This window comes from Flavobacteriales bacterium (assembly GCA_016124845.1).
Classification (GTDB): domain Bacteria; phylum Bacteroidota; class Bacteroidia; order UBA10329; family UBA10329; genus UBA10329.
The window spans coordinates 71,374-92,395 of the sequence record WGMW01000007.1 but is presented as its reverse complement, the minus strand read 5'-3'; the positions used below and the strand labels follow the sequence as shown (position 1 = coordinate 92,395).

Below are 21,022 nucleotides of genomic sequence, written 5' to 3'. Positions count from 1 at the left end.
CCTACTTTTAGGCTCCGAATGAAAAAAGGTCTGATACGTTCCATTCTTCTCTTTGTACTGGTCTCGGCAGGGCTGCTCTCAGGATGTAAACAGGATATTGGGGCATCAAAATGGGACGTGGATGTTCTGACACCGATCGTCAAGACCAAGTTGACAATGGCAGACCTTTTGGCCGACTCGCTGCTCACCGCAGATGCAGAAGGGGCCCTGCGGTTGAAAGTGGAAATGCCGCTGATCGATCTTTCATTGGATTCGCTTCTCAAAATCCCAGACACAACGATCTCAAAACCGATCAGTTCCCCCGCCAATTTGAATAATATTCCCCCCGGCACCAACTTGCTTCCGCTGACAGACGAGACCAAATATGACCTCGGTGATCTTGCATTGAAAAGAGTGATTCTCCGTTCCGGAAAACTTCAATTGAGAGTAAAAAGCGTACTCGAAACTGCGGTGGATTTCACCTATCAGATTCCTGCGGCAAAACTCTACGGAGTTCCATTTGAGGCGTCAAGGACAGTTCCCGCAGGAAGTATTTCGGATACGGCCATTTCCGAATTTGAATTCAATTTGACTGGTTATGACATTGATCTCCGTGGTATTGCCGGCACTGGATTTAACACGTTTACAACGGTTTACGTTATAAAAACATCGGAAAGCGGTGATACGGTCTCGATTCCAGCGAATCAGAATTTTCTGATCTTGGAGTATTCTTTTGTAGGTATTGTTCCGAACTACGGCTCAGGGTATTTTGGGCAACAGAGTTCTTCGTCAGACGACCAGAACACACAGATAGATGTGCTGAAACGCATTACCGAAGGTCAGATGTTCTTAGATTCGGTAACCATTGGGCTTACCATGACAAACGGTGTGGGAGCCGATGCTTCTTTCCTGCTGAGCAGTCTTCGTTCGGAGAACACACGGCAGAACACGACCATTGAACTGAACCACGAAATTGTTGGGAACACGATCCTGCTAACACGTGCACTTGATCCCGATGGGAATGCGGAAAGCGTCATCGCATCGCAACGCCATTATGTGCTTGACAATTCAAATTCGAACATCAAACCGTTCATTGAGAATCTTCCAGACCAACTGGGATTCACGTTCAATTTCGAACTCAATCCATTGGGAAATGTCTCGGAAGGAAACGATTTCTTCTATTACGACAGACCGTTTCAAGCGCTGATGGACATTGACATTCCGCTTCGCACAACGCTTACGGATCTTACACTGGTAGACACATTAGATTGGAACTTAGCCGAAAACACGGTTGTTGATGTGGTGAACAGCGGGAGTTTTACGCTTGTTGCCAACAACGGTTTTCCGCTCGAAGGTTTGATCGAACTTATCCTACTTGATGAAAATGGTGCCGAACTCGATACACTGATGGCACCTTCTACGATCACAGCTCCGAATGTAGATTCGCAGAATAAGGTGATTGTGCCATTGGAATCGCGGATCGAAATTCCAGTTTCAAACGAAACTGCGGAGATTCTGCCTCAGACCAGACAGGTCCGTATTCAGGTCAGGTTCAATACTGCGGGGCAACCTGACCTTGTCCAATTCTACGACACCTATGGAATTGACGTGAAACTGATTGGAAACTTCAACATCAACATCGGACCATCATTGCCTTGAAAAGACTGCTGCTGCCTTTCCTTCTGTGTGCTGCGATGAGTTCGAATGCACAGTTCCGAAACACGGTCTACTCCAATTGGGATTCCGGTTACGCTGTGGGAGCTTTCGGAAGGTATCAGGCAAGTTCCAACGCCATTACGTCCAATCTTCTGTGGAAGGTCTATCAGGGGAAATTTCTTGACAGGAATCTTCGGGATAAGGTGAGCGGAATGCATTCAAAGATGAACCGTTTTGGGGTAGATCTTGATTATGGCATCTACGCGCGCCACATTCCAGACAGTGTGAAAGGAATTGGTTGGTTCGTAAAGATTGCCGACCGAACCCACATTGACGGGAAATACCCGAAAAACCTCTTTGACGTGGCCATGTTCGGAAACGCGCAATTTGCCGGACAGAACATCAAATTATCTCCCATAAATCTCAATCTGCTCATGTACAGTCAGTTTGAGGTCGGGATTCTGAAGAACATCAAGAAGACCAACGGTACTTGGAATATCGGATTTGGACTTTCGCTGCTTACGGGAAAGAAGAATCTGAATCTGAAAATTGATGAGGCGGAACTTTATACCGATCCGGATGGCGAATACCTTCAAGGAGTTCTGCAAGGAACGTATCGCTCTGCTTCGCTTTCCAGCGGCCAGTACATTGCAACAAACGGGCTCGGATTCAGCGGCTCCCTCAACATCGGTTACAATGCTGCCAAATGGGGAATCAAGTTTGAAGCTGACGATCTGGGGCTGATCAGCTGGAAAAAAGACCTGAAGCAGACCGATCTTGATTCTGCCTTTACGTTTGAAGGTGTGGATGTGAATCTGTTTGCCGCAGGCGGAAATCCTTTCAATTCGGCCAATCTGGATTCTGTTGTTTCTGGAGTTGCCACCAATGTGAAACTCGACAAATACATCACCTCCGTTCCGGGAAGGATGCGTTTAGAAGGCCATTACAACTTGAACGAAAAGAAGTGGCGACTCTATTTTGGTGTTCAGTATCGGATTGCACCAGGCTACATTCCGTACGCATACGTTGGCACCAACTCTCCGTTAGGAAAAGGATTCTTTATTGATGGAAGGTTCGCTTATGGTGGTTTCGGAAGTTGGAACTTGGGACTGGAGTTCCGTAAACGTTTTGGAGAAACCTTTGAAGTGAAACTGGGAACAAACAATTTGGAAGGTTACCTTCTTCCGATGGTCGGCACATCTCAAAGTGCTTACGTCAGTTTGGTCGGGTTCTTCTAAGGATCAGTTCAGTTTCACCAACTTGCCTGTGGCCAGAATGCCATCTCCAGACACCAGTCTGTACTGGTAGATTCCTGCTTGCAGATCCAATTGCCCAAGGGACTGATTTCCAGACATGACAGTTTCTTGCTCCGCCAACTGACCGACAGCGTTGAATATCTGCAACTGCATTTGACCCCGAACTCTTGTTTTCAATTCATCGAAATTCTGAACAAAAAGCGTAGCCGATTGGTCAGAGATCGGATTCGGACCAATGGTCACCCCGAACGTTCTGCCACCAAGATCGATCTCATTGACGCCAAGCTGAGGGTTGACCACACCACCGTTGAGTCCCATCTTCAACAGGTAAACGTCATCAAACTTGTTCAGAAATCCTCCTGTTACTCCGGCAATGATATAAGCGTCATCTGACGTTCTTTTAATATCGAAGCCGCGGTCATTCTGTGCACTTCCCCGCGAAGCCGCCAAGCCGTCAAACCACATGTCCTGAGTTACGCGTGCTACGCGGACGTCTTCTTTTCCAAACTCACTGTCCTCCACGTAACCAACGGTAACCAAGCTGCCCGATTGCTCCTCAATCACATCCAACCAATACTCATCCGTACTGCCATCCTGCAAAAGAGCATTGATGGAATCTCCATCCGAACTGATCTTGTACATCATAAAATCACCTTCACCAGGTGAATGGCTGAATGTTCCACCCACAACCACCACATTTCCATCATAGGTAGTGCAAGATCCATAACCGTATTCGTCTTCAGCCCACCCATAAGCTCCGGTCCAAATGGTGTCTCCGGAAGCATCGGTCTTTACCAGATAGATGTCCTTCTTTCCAGCTCCATAGCTTTCCGTGTAACCTGTGAGATAAAAACCTCCTTCGGTGGTCAGAGAAATGGCCTCACCACTTTCCAGCCGAGAACCACCGTATGTCTTGGCCCAGAGTTTATCTCCATCGCTGTTCACTCGCACCAGATAGAAATCGCCATTTCCATTTCCGTAACTGTAGGTCTGTCCCAAAAGCACGCAACCACCATCTGGCAAAGCCACCAATTGTCTGCAAAATTCCCAGTCGGAACCTCCATACTGTTTTGACCAGAGAAGATCTCCGCTCATGGTCAATTTCATGAGAAGCATCTGATAACTGCTGTCGACAGTTTCGGTGTAACCTCCAATGAAAATGTACCCATCAGAAGAAAGTTGCATCGAGGTGGCTTGATCGGCATATTGCTCACCATAAGTGTATCGCCACTCCTCATATCCGGCCGTATCGGTTTTGAGTAACAGCACCTGGCTGCTCATTTCATCATCGAAACTGCCCGATGAACCAGCAACGAGATAACCATCATCAGAGGCCTGAATCACTTCGCAACCCGAATCGTAACCGTTGCCACCGTAAACCCGCTGAAAGAGGTATTGGGCCGATGCATACTGAACACCCGTCAACAGACAGAAAACCACGGAAAACAACAAACGAAGCATGTACACAAAGAACCCATTATTTGGTGACATTTGAAAGCATTGCCAAACGCCTCCAAAACCGACAACAATCCAATTTTCAGGTTGCTCCGTTTATCATTCTATCTTGCCTTCCTGAATTATGAATTTTCGAAGAAGTGAAATGGTTGGATAAAATACCGACTTGGATGGTAGCAGGTGTGCTTACGGCTGTTGCGTTTGGTGTTCGCTGGCTGCATCTCACCTCGACTGATATCGCAGGAGACGAACCCTTTTCCATCTTCATTTCACAGCTCAATCTGGGCGCGATGATCCGTTTTCTCAGCACAGGAAATAATCCCCCGTTGTTCGAGATGGTGCTACATTACTGGATCCTTTGGTTTGGAACTTCAGAAGTGTCGCTTCGGTTGTTGCCTGCCATTTTCGGTTCGCTGACGGTCATTCCTGTTTTTCTTGCTGGAAAGCGGTTTTTCAATTCAGGCGTAGCCATAATCGCCAGCATCCTGTTTGTCTTCTCTATTTATCACATCCGCTTTGCCCACGAGATACGTGTCTATTCGCTATTCAGTCTCGCAACTGCTTGGACCATGTACTTCTTTCTCTCGGCAATTAGGAATCCGAGGGCTTGGGGAAATTGGATCGCGGTCGCTCTCTGCAACGTAATTCTGCTGTACTCGCACTTCACTTCATTCTATATCCTTCTTGTCGAAGTGGGCTGTGGTTTTCTTTTCGTTGAACGCAAAAACTGGAAATTCCCGATCGGAGCATTGGTCGCATCTGTAGTTTTTTACACGCCTTATCTATACACTTTCATTCTGCGTTTTGGCGATGTGTCGAACAATGGAACGTGGGTAAGCCCTCCCGGTTTGGGTGAGGTCTACGGCAGCGTCAATCTCATGCTCAATCAGCGTCTGACCACACTTGCCATTCTCGTGAGCATCATCTTAGGAATTGGACTTACGGGAAAATGGAACATCAAGGATTGGATTCTGAAAATCCGGAACAAAGCGGCTTTGACTGTTCTTATCTGGTTTGTTCTTCCTTACTCTTTGATGTACCTGATCTCGGTGACGTTCATACCCATGTTCATCGACCGCTACATTCTCTACACATCCATACCGCTTTTTCTCACCATCGGGTGGATCACCACTTTGGTTTGGGAAGAAACCAAATGGCCTTGGCTTGGAGTGTTGATCATCGCGATCGGTTCAATTGCGACCACAAATCTGAACCCTCCAAACAATCGTGAGATCAAGAAAACGGTGGCTTTCATAGATCAACGTCACAACGAAAATTCGCAGGTTTACATCTGTCCGGATCATTTCTCTTTGGCCTACGCATTTCATCACGACCGTTCGCTTTTCAATCAGGTAAATCCATCTTCAGATGAGCCGATAAAAGAGATCAACGACATTCTGATGAAAAACGGAATCTTTCCTGTATCTGGAGTAGACGAACTCGACTTGGACAATAACGGTCAGGTCATTTTTCTGGATGCAGATTCCAAATTCGTGTTGCCTGACAATAAGATCTTAGAGACCCTCCATTCCCAGCTTCATCTGGTTGATTCGGCACATTTCCATCAGATCTTTGATGTGTACGTGTTCGAACCGAACCGCTAAATAAAAACTCAGTTCAGCCAAAAAGTTTCGATGACACCTCCCATGGTGTGGCCGAAAACGCTGCAATGGATCTTGCCGTCTTCCATCAGATCCAACCGCATGAATCCATAATTCTGGTCATCCATGTATTTGGCCATGTAGCGGTCGCCTTTCAATTCCGAGCGCTTGCTTCCAGCTCCGCTCACTAAAAAGTGGTTCTTATTCTTGACGAAGTACTGGAGGCTGTGATCGTGACCTGAAACGTAGACCAGATTCTCATACTTGTCCAGAACCTCAAGTACCCGATTGCGGATGCACTTGTAACGCGGCTGCGGAATGTCCTGCACCAATGCGCGGTTCAAACCCAAAAGACCGAACAATGGGAATGGCGGAACCCAATTGAGAATGGCGCGCCAAGGCTGCATAGGTGCGCCATGATGTCCATTGCTGAACATGGGATGATGCCCTGCAATGACCGTGATCCGCCCCTGCGACTGCGAGTATGCGATTAGGCTGTCCAATTGCTGAAGAAACATACGCTCCATAGCACGTTTCCCCAATCCATTTTCGGTCGGCACTTTATGGAAAAACTGATCCTGCAACCACCATTGCAGATCGATGGCAATGACGTTGTAACCGAACTCTTCCACTTCTTCGAAAACCGGACCTGGCAATCCTTTGCTTGGTATGAAAACATGGCCTGAGTCGTTCTTGATCGTTCTGTCATTTGCGTAGTACTCTTCCACAAACTTAGCCTCTTCCTGAACCAACTGATACCCTTGCCACTTTCCAGCCTTCCAATCGTGGTTGCCCGGAATCCAGAAAACATAGCCTTCGTGATCTTTTGTCCGCTCCAATTGCGCCAGCAATTTAAGTTCCGACATCTTCCTTTTACGGCTGCCTTCTTTGCCTTCCAACCCTGCCGGGTAGATGTTGTCTCCAAGAAACATGACCGTGCTGTTCCTATGCAGCATCAGGTCTTCCTCCAGCAACATGAGCGCGCTTCCCGGAAGCGTGTCCTTTCCTGCATCACCGATCAGGTAAATGGAATGCTTGACGCTTTGGGCGAAACTGCCCAAAGCCAGAAAGATCAGCACGGAAAGAAGCGTTCGGAATTTACTCACCGCTCAGCACCTTGAATTCGGTTCTCCGGTTCTGCGCGCGACCTTCAGGCGTTTCGTTGGTGGCCACGGGCTGCTCTTCGCCATATCCCTTGTATTGAATGCGGTCGGCAACAATTCCATGATCGATCAGATATTGCCTAACCGACTTGGAACGATTCTCAGAAAGAATCTGATTATCCGATGCCTCACCCACATCATCTGTGTGGCCACCGATCTCAATATGAATGGTCGGATTGTTCTCCATAAAAGCGACCAGTTTATCCAACTCAACCTTCGATTCTGGTAGCAGATCGTACGATGCCGTTTCGAAGAAGATGTTCTTCAAAACCACTTTCTCGCCATACTTTATCGGTTGCAATTCCACATCCATGCGATACGGTTTGGTCATATCATGCTCCGCTGGAAGCGAAAAATGTTCGGAATAAAAGAGGTACTTATCCTGCGAAACATTCAGGGCATATTCATGATCCACAGGCAACGTCACGAGAAAATTACCCGTTACCGGATCGGACGAAGACTCAACCACAACCTTGGAACTCTCCAGATCGATCAGCTCAAACTTGGCACCAAGCGGCTTTCCCGTCACCTTGTCCTTCACCTTTCCCTTCACATAAGTTACGCGGGTAGGCTGGGCCGCTTCGTAAAGTTTGAAGGAATACAGATCCAATTTGCCTTCACCTCCAGTTCTATCCGAACTGAAATAGGCGTTCTCACCGCTTGCCGCCACAAAAAGTCCCTGCTCATCGTTCCAAGTATTTATTGGATAACCGAGGTTAACAGGAGTTGACCAATTCCCTTCGTCATCCATTCGAGTGAGGTAAATGTCCTTTTCACCCATGCCAACGTGGCCGTTGGATGTGAAATACAGCGTCCTACCATCTGGGTGAATAAAAGGCGTTTCCTCCGAAAATGGCGTGTTGATCACATCACCCAAATTGCGCGGAACGGTCCATTCACCATTAGGTGCCAAATGCGTCACCCAAATATCCATGTCGCCCAATCCGCCTGCACGATTACTCACAAAATAAAGTGTCTTGCCATCGGCCGAAATACTTGGCTGGCTTTCCCATTTTGACGAATTCACAGGAGCCCCAAGATTTTCTGGAACGCCCCAATTCCTTCCTTTGCGCAACGAGTGATAAATGTCGCAACTGCCCATGCCGCTTTTTCGGTTACAACCGATAAAGAACAACTGTTGTCCATCGGCTGTAATGGTCTGCGCACCTTCATTATCATCCGTATTGATCGGCTCGCCCAAGTTCATTGCAGGAAGCCATTCTCCATCATTCAGCACCGAAACATAGAAATCCTCCTGATAGTCCATTCCGCCAGCTCTGCGCTTATTGCGTGTGAACACCAATGTCTGCTCATCCGCAGTCAGCACAGGAAAGTACTCGTAATCTGGAGAATTGATGTTCGGGCCAAGATTCTTGGGCTCAAATGGTACCGGATTCTTCTTTGCAACCGCTCCGAATTCGGCATCTTTCAAGTACTTCTCTGCCTGCTCCTTCAATTTGGGATGCACCCTTTTTTTGGTCAGAAAGGTCTTGTAGTTCTTAACGGCATCTTCGTAGTCTCCAACCTTGAACTGCGCATCTGCCAACTGCTTAAAAGAAGACACCAGAAAATCGGGATTGATGTCCACCACTTTCTGGTATTCTTTGATCGCATTCTGGTAATCACCAAGGTCGGAGTAGCAATCTCCGGCAACCGTGTGTGCCTCCACAAAATTCTCATCGGCCTTGATGGCCTTGATCATGTATTCAATGGCCTCGGCATTCCGTTTGGCGCTGTAATACCTCAAGCCTTCCTCAAAATTCTTGATGGCCTTCTTGGAACTTGTGCTGTAATCGCGCTGCGCGAAAGTGGCTGTAGCTGAGAACAGCATGAGTGTAAGCAGTATGTAAGCGACTGACCTCAAGGTATGTTCATGTATTTATGTGTCTGAAGCGAAACGTTCCACTTCGGGCGGCTCATTACGTAGTCAATTATCTGGGGCAAAACGGTCTCTCTCCTGCTCCATTCGGGTTGAAGATACAGCTTGCAATCGCTCGAAACCTTTTGTGCCTGCTGTTCAGCCCATTCAAAATCGTGCCTATTGTAAACGATCACCTTCAGTTCGTGGGCCTTTTGGTAATACTCGTCCTGCGGTGAAGCCGTCTTTTTTGGAGAAAGACAGATCCAATCAAATCTTCCTGAAAATGAATGCGCACCTGAAGTTTCCACATGCACCTGAATGCCTTCTTCCGCCAACTTTTCGGTGAGATAAGAGAGGTTGAACATCAGCGGCTCGCCTCCAGTTACCACAACCACCTTTGATGGCTGCGCTACAGCATTTGCAACCACTTTATCCACTTCTACCAACGGATGGATGGAAGCGTCCCAGCTTTCCTTTACATCGCACCAATGGCAGCCTACATCGCAACCTCCAATGCGAATGAAATAGGCTGGTTTCCCCGTATGAAAGCCTTCCCCCTGAATCGTGTAAAACTCCTCCATGATTGGGAGAAGTAGTCCGCTTTCGAGCTTTGGTTTCTGTTCATCCGGCAGTTCCAGCACTTTCATGCCGCTAAAGTATCTATTATGCGAACGCGATTTAAATTCGCTTGGACGAGAACCTTTTTACGTGCTTCGCGTAGCACAGCAATTAACATTCAGAATTTGTTGAAGTGAGCAGCGTAGAGCAGTTTTTCGATATTGATAGGATGATGGCCGATAACGAGCTGATCCTTGCCTACAGAGATCATATTACGGACTCAACTGTTCAGCAATTGCTCTCCATTACGGAACTGAAATTGATGCAGACCAGCGATGACAAAAAACTTCGCAAGCGTGTGTTCAACATATTGGTAGAGTGTCTTCAGAATATTGTGAACCATGGTGCAGAAGGAAGAGATGAAGATGGGTCTGCGAGCTTATTACTGATAGGAAAGCATGGAAATGACTTCTTCATCAACACCGGAAATAAAGTGGAAAATGGAAAAGTTCAGGCCTTTATAGACAAAGTAGAGGAAGTGAACGGTTTTGTTCACGGCAATATGCGAGAGGTGTACAGCACCGCGCTTGGCAAATCGGAATATTCTGAAAAAGGAGGTGCGGGATTGGGTCTTTTGGACATTTATAAGCGAAGCGGAAATCGTTTGGAATATGATATTCAAAAGATAGACGACCAACTGAGCTTCTTAAGTCTCCATATTCGGATCAACTCGATCAATTGATCGTTCGGAAAAGAAAAAGGCATCGAATATCGATGCCTTTTCTCATTTCATTCGGTTTGAATTTTTCAGACCTACTTTTTCTTGATCGTATTCAAACTTCCGGTCTCACCAAAAAGCTCAATTGACTTCTTGTTGTAAGCCTTTGCAGCTTCCTCAGCAGTATCGAAGAATCCAAGATTGTAAGCCTTACGCTCATGATAAATTACCGCGCGGTAACGGTTCTTTTCCTTGGTAACTCCACGGTAACCTGACTTGCTCTTGAAGTTCTTCATCTGACGTCTGAGCGTGTTCATGGTCACCCACTCCAAGTTCTCCAACTGACAATTCAGAACATCACCATCAATGAAGCGCACGAACAGCTTGCGCTCGCTCTTAGGCTTTTCAATGAACTTCTCAGCGATGTACTTATGCAAGTAGATCGTTTCGTAAACCGGACCCTTTTTGGTGGTAATGCACCGTTGGAACACTCCGTACCCATTTGAGTGGGCTCTCAGGTTATCCAGGAATTTGACTGAACTCAGGTACTCATTGGCCTGAATGTCATCGTAAACTTTCTGGTCAAGCACCACGTACTTGTCCTCTCTGTTTTTGAGTTTGACTTTAACTGTTGACATGATATTGGTATTTATTGGGTTTGATTCTGTTTTTTCTTGCTTGCAGCGTATTCTGCAATAACGCTGCAATGGTCATACGTCCAACCCCTCCTGGCACGGGTGTAATATAGGAAGCTTTTTTCTGAACTTCATCAAAAGCCACATCTCCTTTTATGACATAACCTTTCGGATTGTCCGAATCCTCAACTCTTGTGATGCCGACATCAACAACTACTGCTCCCTCTTTCACCATATCGGCTGTAACGAATTCCGCCTTACCCAATGCTACAATAAGGATGTCGGCCGCCTTGGTGAATTCGCTGATATTCTTCGTCCTACTATGACATAATGTAACGGTACAATTTCCCGGACTGCTGTTCCTGCTTAGCAGATTTGCCATGGGAGTTCCTACAATATTGCTTCGCCCAAGCACCACGCAATGCTTTCCGCTTGTTTCAATATTGTAACGCTTCAGCATTTCCATAATTCCTTTCGGGGTGGCGGAAACGAACGATGGAAGCCCCAAGACCATTTTCCCCACGTTCACAGGATGAAAGCCATCTACGTCCTTCTCAGGAAGTACGCTTTCAATCACCTTCTGTTCATCAATATGCTTGGGAAGCGGAAGTTGCACAATGAATCCATCGATATCTTCATTCTTATTGAGGGAATCTATCTCCTCCATCAACCGCTCTTCCGAAACATCTGCAGGCAAACGAACGAGCGTTGAACCGAAACCGAGCGCTTTACAAGCCTTTACTTTACTTGCTACGTATGTCTCGCTTGCGCCATCATTCCCAACCAAGATAGCCGCCAAATGAGGAGCGCGAAGACCTTGACCCGTCATCTCCTTCACAGCTTCGGCCAATTCAGCCTTTACTTCATCCGATATTTTCTTCCCGTCCAGTAGCACGTTTCAAATGTCTATACAAGTTTATAACATTAAATGTTCATTTCCTACGTGTTTCACGCAAAATTTTTATCTGTCGATAAAATGCACTGAAAAAGGATGAATTCCATCCATTTCGACAAGCAATTTCAACAAAACATCAACGATTTCCAAATGGGGAATTTCGCATCATATTTTTCATGGCTCCTTTGTTGGAGAACATGCGCATCATCTTTCGGCTTTCCTCAAATTGTTTCAACAGGCGGTTCACATCTTGGATGGTGTTTCCACTACCATCGGCAATTCGTTTTCTCCTTGAACCGTTGATAAGGGCGGGATTTTCTCGCTCCAGTGGTGTCATGGAACCAATGATCGCTTCAACTTGCTTGAACGCATCGTCATCAATATCAACATCTTTCATAGCCTTACCCATTCCTGGGATCATGCCCATCAGATCTTTGACGTTGCCCATCTTCTTGATCTGATTGATCTGCTCCAAGAAGTCATTGAAATCAAAGGTGTTCTTGGCGATCTTCTTCTGAAGTCTGCGAGCCTGTTCCTCATCGAACTGCTCCTGTGCACGCTCCACAAGTGAAACCACGTCACCCATACCGAGGATACGGTCGGCCATACGGTCTGGGTGGAAAATGTCGAGGGCTTCGAGTTTCTCACCGATACCGACAAATTTGATAGGTTTGTTGACCACCGAACGGATGGAAAGAGCCGCACCACCGCGCGTGTCACCATCAAGTTTAGTCAGGACAACTCCATCAAAATCCAAACGGTCGTTGAAGGCTTTGGCGGTGTTCACCGCATCTTGTCCTGTCATGGAATCGACCACGAAAAGTGTTTCCTGCGGTTTGATGGCCTTGTGAACGCGATCGATCTCGTTCATCATTTCCTCATCCACCGCCAAACGCCCCGCGGTATCCACGATCACCACGTTATGGCCGTTCGTCTTGGCGTAGTTAATAGCGTTCTGAGCAATCTCAACCGGATTCTTGTTGCCTTCTTCCTTATAGATCTTTGCACCGACCTGCTCCGCAAGAACAGTCAGCTGATCGATGGCCGCAGGACGATAAACGTCACACGCCACCAACAATGGGTTCTTCTGCTTTTTCGACTTCAGGAATTTGGCGAGTTTACCGGAGAAAGTGGTTTTACCCGAACCTTGCAGACCTGCAATCAGAATGACCGCAGGTTTACCATCAAGATTCACCTCCACGGTTGAGCCGCCCATCAGCGTGGTCAGCTCATCCTTGGTGATCTTCACCATCAACTGACCTGGCTTGACGGCCGTCAGTACGTCCTGTCCGAGTGCCTTTTGCTTAACGGTGTCCGTGAAATCCTTCGCGATCTTGTAGTTGACGTCCGCATCGAGCAGCGCACGCCTTACCTCTTTCATGGTTTCGGCCACGTTGATCTCCGTGATCTTTCCCTCACCTTTCAGCGTCTGAAACGCCTTGTCAAATTTCTCCGTTAAGTTCTCGAACATGTGCTCTTTCGGTTTAAGCGTGCAAAGGTAATGTTACCGAATGCGTTTGTCAATCTTCCTTCTTCTCTGAATGATATTCGAAACAAGAAGAACATTTCTTAGCCACAGATGCACCGATTTTCACAGATTTCTTAGATTAAATTGATTTTTCTCTGTGAAAACCTCTGTGCTTTCTGTGTCTTTGTGGCCATATCATTTAGATAGTTGAACAACCTTACATTCTTTCGGGCACCTGAACGCCCAACAATTTCATGGCCGAAGCAATGACATCGGCCGTCATGGCCGAAATGGCCAAGCGTAGTTCCTTCACCTTCACATCCTCCTCAATGAGAATTGGACATTCGTGATAGAACGTGTTGTATTCCTTGGCGAGTTCATACGTGTAATTGGCGATCACCGCTGGACTGTACTCGTCTCCCGCCTGAATGATCACCTCTGGATATTGGCTCAGCAAACGTATCAATGAACGTTCATGCTCATTTATATCTGCCAAGTCAGGCACGCGTTGCAAACGCGCGCCAGCTTCCTGTGCTTTTCTCAGAACAGACTTGATACGGGCATGCGTGTACTGAATGAACGGCCCCGTGTTGCCCTGCATGTCAATACTTTCGGCAGGATTGAAAAGCATACGCTTCTTCGGATCCACCTTCAGCATGAAGTACTTGAGGGCACCCAGACCAAGCACTGAGAAAAGCTCTTCGGCTTCTTCGTTGGTCATGCCTTCGAGCTTGCCTTTTTCCTCGGTCTGCGCTTTGGCGGTGGCCACCATCTCGTCCATCAGGTCATCGGCATCCACTACGGTTCCTTCGCGGGATTTCATCTTTCCCGAAGGAAGATCGACCATACCATAAGATAAGTGGTAGCAGTTCTGAGCCCAATCGAAACCGAGCTTACCGAGAATTAGGAAGAGCACCTTGAAGTGATAATCCTGCTCGTTGCCTACCGTATATATGAGTTGATTGAGTGCAGGCCAATCATCATAACGCAGTTTGGCCGTGCCGAGGTCCTGTGTCATGTAAACAGCCGTTCCATCTTTTCGCAGTAGCAGTTTTTGGTCGAGGCCATCTTCGGTAAGGTCGCACCAGATGGAACCATCTTCCCGCTTCTGGAAAACGCCACTTTCCACGCCACGCTCCACCAGCTCCTTACCTATTAAATAGGTGTTGCTTTCGTAATAGAGCTTGTCGAAGTCAACGCCCAGGCGGTTGTAAGTCTCATCGAAACCATCATACACCCAGCCGTTCATCTTCTCCCAAAGCTGGCGCACCTCGGCATCATTTGCTTCCCATTTCAGGAGCATTTCGCGCGCCTCTATTATTATAGGTGCTTCGGCCTCGGCCTCTTCCTTGGTCTTCCCTGCCTCTACCAGCTGCGCAACCTCTGCCTTGTAATGCTTATCGAACTCCACGTAATACTTACCGACCAACTTATCGCCTTTGAGGCCCGATGACTGTGGTGTTTCGCCATTACCGAACTTCTGCCACGCCAACATGCTTTTGCAGATATGGATACCGCGATCGTTGATCACCTGCACCTTCTGTACCTCGTGGCCGTTGGCTTTCAAAATCTCGGAAACCGAATAACCGAGCAGGTTATTTCGGATGTGACCCAAGTGCAGCGGCTTATTGGTGTTGGGCGATGAATACTCGACCATGACGTTGCGGCTGTGCGCACCCTTCTGGCGGAAGCCGTAATTCTCTGTTTTGACGATATCCGCCAATTGCGAAACCCAATAACTGGCAGAAAACGAAAGGTTGAGAAAACCCTTCACCACGTTGAACCCTGCCACGTAATCAACCTTGGCCACGAGCGCATTGCCGATGTCTTTGCCCGTCTGTTCGGGAGATCTTTTGGAAACGCGCAGCAGCGGAAACACCACCAGCGTTACATCACCTTCAAAATCCTTTCGGGTTTTCTGAAGCTGAATCTGTTCTTCTGCAACTTCCTGTCCGTAGAGTTCCTTTAGAACTTCCTGAATACTTGATACGAGCACGTCCTTTAATTTGCCGCGAAGTTACTGCTTTGCAGAAAGGGAATTTGAGAAAACGGGAAAAGGGAAATTCGTTGTCTCATGCAACCTTCCGAAAGACATTTTTTTTTGCCACAGAGACACAGATTTTCACAGATTTCACAGAGATAGATCGAGATTCCTTCTGCGAAAACCTCTGTGCCTTCTGTGTTTCTGTGGCTGTTCCATGTTGCTTGTCAAACGCAGGTTACCCACAACTAAGTTTTGAGGTCACGCAATTTCCGATCTTTACCTTCGCCCCAAATCTCATCGCCATGAGCAAGAACATCAAGGTTTCGTCAGAGGTCGGTACGCTGAAGCGACTGATCATTCATAGTCCGGATGCGGGTATCGGCAAAATTGCCCCACGCATGATGGAGGAACTGCTTTACGATGACATCGTTTACCTCGACAACATGCGCAAGGAGTACAACCAGTACCTGAGTGTGCTGCTCTGGTTCCTCGACCCTGAGGTGATGCGCAAGCGCGATAAGGACGACCCCGATTTCTTCAAGCCGACAAAAGAGGGTTACTTGAGGTCTGACAAGGTTTTGGATGCTGAGCACCTTTTGATGCAAGTTCTGAAGAACGACCTCGCCAAGCAGCTGTTGGTTTCGGCAGTGTGTGCGATGGAGAAATGCGACTTCGAAACGCAGATGCTGCTGATGAAGATGGATGCGGAGCAACTCACTCGAACGCTCATTTCGGGCGTTTGGATGTACGAAGGCGAGGAAGACTACCTCTTTGCCCCGCTGCCCAACTTCATTTTTACCCGCGACATCGGCATTGTGATCAACGACCACCTGCTGCTGATAAAGGCAGCCGAGAAAGGCCGTACCCGCGAAGCACTCCTTATTAAATACATCGCCTATTTCTACCTGTTCGGGGATGAGGCCAATTGGGACAAGTACCAATTCTCCGACCGCGTTATTGAGTTGGAGGACAACGAATACTACTTCCTTACCGATGCGCTGACGCGCGAGAAGCAAGAGGTGAGTATTGAAGGTGGTGACGTGATGATGATCAGCCCGCGGCACTTGCTGGTGGGACAGAGCGCACGAACCACGCAGAACGCCATTCACCAATTGACGACCCAATTGTTCAGTCGAAACCTGGTGGATAAAGTTTCAGTGGTGCACATCCCAGCCGAGCGCGCCTACATGCACATCGACACCATATTTACGATGGTGAAGCGCGATACATGGGTGGTGTATGCGCCATTCACCAAAGATGCCATCACCCTTTCCAAAGAAGAGATCGACTTTAGAAGGATGCTGGATGACGAGATGGAAACGCCTGAAGAGCAGGTGTACGTCACGCAGTTCATCCGCCAGAACAAGGGCGAAGGATTTAAGGTGAAGAAGAAGGAATTCGACTTTTTGGATGACCTGTTGAAAGAGATAAGTCTGGAAGATTTCGGTTGCAAGAAGGCGAACATCATTCCGAACGGTGGCTCCATTTTCCCGTTCACCGAGCGCGAGCAATGGACCGACAGCTGTAACTTCTTGGCCATCCGCGAAGGCGTGATCATCGGTTACGATAGGAACGTTTACACCAATGAAACCCTCCGAAAACGGGGCTTCAAAGTGATAAAAGCAGAGGATTTCAATGCGCAAATGGATGCTGGCGCCAAATTGGACGACCTCATTAAAGGCGATACGCTCATCACACTTCAATCGGCTGAGCTTTCGCGCGCCCGTGGCGGCACGCATTGTATGAGTATGCCGCTGCAACGGGAAGAGATATGACCTATTCAATCCCCCGTCATAAAAGTTCCGCAAGCTTCACTTTTATGCCACCCCCTTTGAAAGGGGGAAGGACACCCTTCCTCCTTTGTAAAGGAGGTGCCGAGGAACGAGGCGGAGGATTTTCCCGAACTCTCTAATATGCCCGCACAGAACACAGCCCATATATTGATGATACGGCCCGTGGCGTTTGCCATGAATGCCGAAACGGCCGTGGACAACCACTATCAGCGTCAAGACACAGCGATTTCGAGCCAACAGGCGCAGGCAGAGGCGCTGAAGGAATTCGATGCGTTGGTAGAAAAACTCCGTGCTGCGGGAGTGAACGTCATGGTTGAGGATGACACACTTGAGCCTCCCACGCCCGACAGCATCTTCCCCAACAACTGGGTCTCGTTTCATGAAACAGGCATGGTGGTGCTCTACCCCATGTGTGCCGAAAACCGCAGGCTCGAAAGACGCGATGACATCATCCAGACCCTCAAAAGCAAAGGATTCACCGTAAGGGAAACACTCGACTATTCGCCCAGCGAAACCGATGGTTTCTTCTTGGAAGGAACAGGCAGCCTGGTGCTCGACCGCGCAAACCTCATCGCCTACGCCTGCCTATCGCAACGCACCAATGAGGTATTGCTTAACGACTGGGCCCAGCAACTGGGCTACCGCGTGGTGAGTTTCCATGCCATGCAAGAGGTGGACGGCCAACGGCTGCCCATTTACCACACCAATGTGATGATGAGCGTGGGCGAAGAACTGGCCATCCTCTGTGCCGACAGCATCAAAGATGCCACCGAGCGGCAGGCCGTGATAACCGCGCTGGAGCAGAGCGGCAAACACCTTATATATATAGGTATAGACCAAAAGGAACATTTTGCGGGCAATATGCTACAGGTGGTCAATGCTGCAGGCGAGAAGATCATGGTCATGTCCACCCAGGCCTACCAGAGCCTGACGGCAGAACAGATAGCCGCCATAGAAAAGACCAACCGCATACTGCATAGCCCGCTCAATACCATCGAAACACTTGGTGGTGGCAGCGCCCGCTGCATGATGGCAGAAGTGTTTCTGCCTGAAGGCTGAATAAGGATCAGTCTTCGGTCTCAATTCTCATAGAGGACCGCGGACCATTGCCGAAAAGTTCTAACATCTGAATACTATCTCCGTTGGAGTAGACCATTTTGACGACAACCGTGGTATCGTCTTTCCATTGATAGAATCCTTTTTCGAAACCACCCTCTTTGCCATATACGGCTCCGTAAGGTTTCAATTCACCCGAAAAGGCATGATAATACATGAATTGGTACATGCTGAACGCTGGCGAACCCGATTCGAATACGAACACATCTCCAGCAACTGCATTCTTCGGTTCAGGCTTCTCCCCATCCGTCAATTGCCGTATTTCTAACGATGACCATTTTTCCTTCTGAGGCTGACATCCCCAGAAAGAACCAAAAGCGAATAGCGCCAGTAATATCAGACCGTTTCTCATTGAATTCTCTGCTTTGTTCAATGCAAGTTAAACATCATTTACACACGGCAGTGCCCGCTCAAACAATAAGTCCAGAATGTCAGAATTCTAAAACAACCACACGCGGCACTCAACCTCACATCTCCACACAAAATCCACCAAAGTTTAACACCAAAAACAAGTAGCATTTCTGTTTTCTTACATCTTTGCACGCAGCAACATGGAGAACAACTACTACAATCTTATTGAGCAGACCTTCGAGTTTCCGCAAGAGGGTTTTGAAGTAAAGGACAACCAACTGTACTTCCATGGCATCGACCTGATGGCCATCATCAAACAGTACGGAACACCGCTTAAATTGAGTTACCTGCCCCGCATTTCGGAGCAGATACAGAAGGCCAAAGGGTACTTCCGCAATGCCATGTCGAAACACAACTATGCTGGCGAGTACCTCTACTGTTACTGCACCAAGAGCTCGCATTTCAGCTACGTGCTCAACGAGGCGCTGAAGAACGACATCCACATAGAGACCTCCTCGGCCTTCGATATTTACATCGTCCGCAAGCTGTTTGAGCAGGGGCGCATCAGCAAAGACACCTTTCTGGTGCACAACGGCTACAAGCGCGACCTGTATGTGGAGTTGATCGCAGGGCTCATCAACGAGGGTTTCAACAGCCTTCCTGTGTTGGACAACATGGACGAGTTGGAACATTTCCGCCCATTGGTGAAACGCGAGTGCAACGTGGGCATCCGCATTGCCACGGGCGAGGAACCGCAATCGAACTACTACACGGCCCGCTTGGGAATCCGCCATCGCGAGATACAGGATTACTACATGAACGTGCTGCGCAAGGAGAAGCACTTCAAGCTGAAGATGCTACACTTCTTTATCGATAATGGCATTGAGGACAGCCTCTACTACTGGAACGAGTTGCAGAAATGCCTGCGCGTGTACTGCGATCTGAAACAGGAATGCCCCACGCTCGATTCGTTGAACATCGGTGGCGGATTTCCCATCAAACACTCACTGGCCGATGAGTACGATTACCAGTACATGGCCGATGAGATCGTGCGTCAGGTAAAGGAGTTCTGCGAGAAGGAAGGCGTACCCGAACCGAACATCTTCTCTGAGTTCGGCAGCTACACCGTTGGAGAGAGTGGGGCCACCCTCTACTCCATCATCGACCAGAAAAAACAGAACGATGTGGAATGGTGGAACATGATCGACAGTTCGTTCATTACCACCCTGCCAGACAGTTGGGCCATCAACCAGCGGTTCATCATGCTGGCCGTAAACCGTTGGGACAGTCCGTATGAGCGCGTCAACCTCGGTGGTCTCACCTGCGACAGCCAGGACTATTATAATGTGGAAGCTCACGTGAACAACATCTATCTGCCCGAGTTCCGAAGAGATGAGCCGTTGTACATCGGTTTCTTCAACACGGGAGCCTACCAGAATGCGCTGGGCGGCTATGGTGGCATACAGCATTGCCTTATTCCATCGCCCAAGCAGATCGTGGTCTACAAGGATGAGAATGGGAAGATCGTTTCCGAACTTTTTTCTGAAGAACAGGGACCAAAAGGAATGCTTGAAACCTTAGGCTACCATTAGCAGTACAAGGTCTGTCCTTCTGGTCTAAAAGCACTACGAGGAACACGCAAAATAGTAGTAAGAGAATCTCTTGCATTAAGACTTTCGCTTACTATCTTGCGCAGCAAAGGAAACCGGGAACTTGGACGAGAAACGCTAAAAAGTTGATCGTTTGAGAGTACAATTACTATCTAAAGCAGTGCTATCATTCAGCTTGATAGCCTTATTGATGTCAACGGGTTGCGGGTCGGGTTCCGATTCGGGATCGGCAGCCAAGGTCTCTGAAGGAAAGATCGTGTACGCGCTGAGCTACCCGCAATTTGAGGAGGACAACATCTTCACCAGCATGTTTCCGCGTGAGATGTCATTCAAGTTCAAGGACAACAACACCAAGAACGAACTGAAGACGAGCATGGCGGTTTTCAGCACATCGCTGCTTGCCAACGCCAAGGAAAAGAAGGTGACCCACCTGGTGCGCATTGCCAACAAATACTCCGGTCTTGAGATGGACAGCGTGGAGATAATGAAGGAATACGGCAAGAAGCCAAAGGGTATGAAGATCACCCCAACGGACAGCACCAAAGAGATTGCGGGGTATCTGTGCAAGCACGCCCGCGTGACCTTTGAGGGCGACTCGGCCAAAGACTTCGACATCTTCTACACCAACGAGATCGGTATCAAAGACCCGAACTGGTGCACTCCGTTCTACGAGATAAAAGGGGTGCTGATGGAGGCCACGGTGAACAAGTTCAACATCGACATGCACATGATCGCCACCTCGGTGGTGCCAGAAGAGTATCCGGAAGAGGATTTTATCGTAACCGAGAAATACGATACCATCACCGTTCAGGAGATGGCCGATATTTTCCAGAGCTTCTGATCTGAAATAAGATCAATTTCGCAGCGTTTATCAAAGATGCCCGAAAACATGCTTGTTCGGGTTTTTCTTACATTTGAGTTCG

At 48.1% G+C, this 21,022-nt stretch carries 16 protein-coding genes and 1 pseudogene; 8 read left to right on the top strand and 9 right to left on the bottom strand.

The window, feature by feature from the left end:
• Positions 1-18: 18 nt before the first annotated feature.
• Positions 19-1,638 (top strand): hypothetical protein, encoded by a 1,620-nt coding sequence (locus GC178_03130; protein ID MBI1286549.1) that lies wholly within the window; start codon positions 19-21, stop codon positions 1,636-1,638.
• A complete protein-coding gene (locus GC178_03125) occupies positions 1,635-2,873 on the top strand; it encodes a hypothetical protein (GenBank protein MBI1286548.1) in 1,239 nt (412 codons plus the stop codon). Before GC178_03130 ends, GC178_03125 begins: the two co-directional genes overlap by 4 nt.
• Before the next feature lie 3 nt (positions 2,874-2,876).
• Here GC178_03125 and GC178_03120 read toward each other — a convergent pair whose 3' ends face one another.
• A complete protein-coding gene (locus GC178_03120) occupies positions 2,877-4,382 on the bottom strand; it encodes a T9SS type A sorting domain-containing protein (GenBank protein MBI1286547.1) in 1,506 nt (501 codons plus the stop codon).
• Positions 4,383-4,486: 104 nt separating this feature from the next.
• Here GC178_03120 and GC178_03115 point away from each other — a divergent pair, with 104 nt between their 5' ends.
• Positions 4,487-5,950 (top strand): hypothetical protein, encoded by a 1,464-nt coding sequence (locus GC178_03115; protein ID MBI1286546.1) that lies wholly within the window; start codon positions 4,487-4,489, stop codon positions 5,948-5,950.
• Between the two features lie 8 nt (positions 5,951-5,958).
• Here GC178_03115 and GC178_03110 read toward each other — a convergent pair whose 3' ends face one another.
• The 3 genes from GC178_03110 to GC178_03100 are packed head-to-tail and all read right to left on the bottom strand — an operon-like array spanning position 5,959 to position 9,618.
• Positions 5,959-7,053, bottom strand: a complete 1,095-nt coding sequence (locus GC178_03110; GenBank protein ID MBI1286545.1) for a hypothetical protein — start codon at positions 7,051-7,053, stop codon at positions 5,959-5,961.
• Positions 7,046-8,974 carry an OmpA family protein gene (locus GC178_03105; protein MBI1286544.1) on the bottom strand — a complete coding sequence of 643 codons (1,929 nt, stop codon included), beginning with the start codon at positions 8,972-8,974 and terminating at the stop codon, positions 7,046-7,048. The genes GC178_03110 and GC178_03105 overlap by 8 nt, the downstream gene beginning before the upstream one ends.
• Positions 8,971-9,618, bottom strand: a complete 648-nt coding sequence (locus tag GC178_03100) for a radical SAM protein (GenBank protein MBI1286543.1) — start codon at positions 9,616-9,618, stop codon at positions 8,971-8,973. The genes GC178_03105 and GC178_03100 overlap by 4 nt, the downstream gene beginning before the upstream one ends.
• Positions 9,619-9,722: 104 nt before the next feature.
• On the opposite strand from GC178_03100, the gene GC178_03095 reads away from it, so the two are divergent.
• Complete coding sequence (locus tag GC178_03095) at positions 9,723-10,271, top strand: hypothetical protein (GenBank protein MBI1286542.1); 549 nt, start codon at positions 9,723-9,725, stop codon at positions 10,269-10,271.
• A 71-nt stretch (positions 10,272-10,342) separates the two neighbouring features.
• Here GC178_03095 and GC178_03090 read toward each other — a convergent pair whose 3' ends face one another.
• The 4 genes and pseudogenes from GC178_03090 to GC178_03075 all read right to left on the bottom strand — a co-directional run bounded on the left by GC178_03090 (position 10,343) and on the right by GC178_03075 (position 15,241).
• A complete protein-coding gene (locus GC178_03090) occupies positions 10,343-10,885 on the bottom strand; it encodes a Pathogenesis-related transcriptional factor and ERF protein (protein ID MBI1286541.1) in 543 nt (180 codons plus the stop codon).
• Positions 10,872-11,774: pseudogene (locus GC178_03085) on the bottom strand (bifunctional 5,10-methylene-tetrahydrofolate dehydrogenase/5,10-methylene-tetrahydrofolate cyclohydrolase). Before GC178_03085 ends, GC178_03090 begins: the two are co-directional and overlap by 14 nt.
• Before the next feature lie 139 nt (positions 11,775-11,913).
• Complete coding sequence (locus GC178_03080) at positions 11,914-13,248, bottom strand: signal recognition particle protein (protein MBI1286540.1); 1,335 nt, start codon at positions 13,246-13,248, stop codon at positions 11,914-11,916.
• A gap of 214 nt (positions 13,249-13,462) precedes the next feature.
• Positions 13,463-15,241, bottom strand: coding sequence for an arginine--tRNA ligase (locus tag GC178_03075; GenBank protein ID MBI1286539.1), 1,779 nt, complete (start codon positions 15,239-15,241; stop codon positions 13,463-13,465).
• 290 nt (positions 15,242-15,531) lie between these two features.
• On the opposite strand from GC178_03075, the gene GC178_03070 reads away from it, so the two are divergent.
• Both GC178_03070 and GC178_03065 read left to right on the top strand, forming a co-directional pair.
• Positions 15,532-17,004, top strand: coding sequence for an amidinotransferase (locus GC178_03070; GenBank protein MBI1286538.1), 1,473 nt, complete (start codon positions 15,532-15,534; stop codon positions 17,002-17,004).
• Positions 17,005-17,172: 168 nt separating this feature from the next.
• Complete coding sequence (locus GC178_03065; GenBank protein MBI1286537.1) at positions 17,173-18,081, top strand: amidinotransferase; 909 nt, start codon at positions 17,173-17,175, stop codon at positions 18,079-18,081.
• Positions 18,082-18,088: 7 nt separating this feature from the next.
• Here the strand turns inward: GC178_03065 and GC178_03060 are convergent, their stop codons facing one another.
• Complete coding sequence (locus tag GC178_03060) at positions 18,089-18,490, bottom strand: hypothetical protein (protein MBI1286536.1); 402 nt, start codon at positions 18,488-18,490, stop codon at positions 18,089-18,091.
• Between the two features lie 199 nt (positions 18,491-18,689).
• On the opposite strand from GC178_03060, the gene GC178_03055 reads away from it, so the two are divergent.
• Positions 18,690-20,081, top strand: coding sequence for an arginine decarboxylase (locus GC178_03055; GenBank protein ID MBI1286535.1), 1,392 nt, complete (start codon positions 18,690-18,692; stop codon positions 20,079-20,081).
• A gap of 208 nt (positions 20,082-20,289) precedes the next feature.
• Positions 20,290-20,940, top strand: coding sequence for a DUF4412 domain-containing protein (locus GC178_03050; GenBank protein ID MBI1286534.1), 651 nt, complete (start codon positions 20,290-20,292; stop codon positions 20,938-20,940).
• Positions 20,941-21,022 lie beyond the last annotated feature (82 nt).

Excerpts from the sequence above, each read along its gene's own strand:
- GC178_03090 (MBI1286541.1), bottom strand. The coding sequence starts at position 10,885 with ATGTCAACAGTTAAAGTCAAACTCAAAAACAGAGAGGACAAGTACGTG.
- GC178_03055 (MBI1286535.1), top strand. The coding sequence starts at position 18,690 with ATGGAGAACAACTACTACAATCTTATTGAGCAGACCTTCGAGTTTCCG.
- GC178_03100 (MBI1286543.1), bottom strand. The coding sequence starts at position 9,618 with ATGAAAGTGCTGGAACTGCCGGATGAACAGAAACCAAAGCTCGAAAGC.
- GC178_03060 (MBI1286536.1), bottom strand. The coding sequence starts at position 18,490 with ATGAGAAACGGTCTGATATTACTGGCGCTATTCGCTTTTGGTTCTTTC.
- GC178_03070 (MBI1286538.1), top strand. The coding sequence starts at position 15,532 with ATGAGCAAGAACATCAAGGTTTCGTCAGAGGTCGGTACGCTGAAGCGA.
- GC178_03120 (MBI1286547.1), bottom strand. The coding sequence starts at position 4,382 with ATGTCACCAAATAATGGGTTCTTTGTGTACATGCTTCGTTTGTTGTTT.
- GC178_03050 (MBI1286534.1), top strand. The coding sequence starts at position 20,290 with ATGTCAACGGGTTGCGGGTCGGGTTCCGATTCGGGATCGGCAGCCAAG.
- GC178_03080 (MBI1286540.1), bottom strand. The coding sequence starts at position 13,248 with ATGTTCGAGAACTTAACGGAGAAATTTGACAAGGCGTTTCAGACGCTG.
- GC178_03065 (MBI1286537.1), top strand. The coding sequence starts at position 17,173 with ATGATACGGCCCGTGGCGTTTGCCATGAATGCCGAAACGGCCGTGGAC.
- GC178_03130 (MBI1286549.1), top strand. The coding sequence starts at position 19 with ATGAAAAAAGGTCTGATACGTTCCATTCTTCTCTTTGTACTGGTCTCG.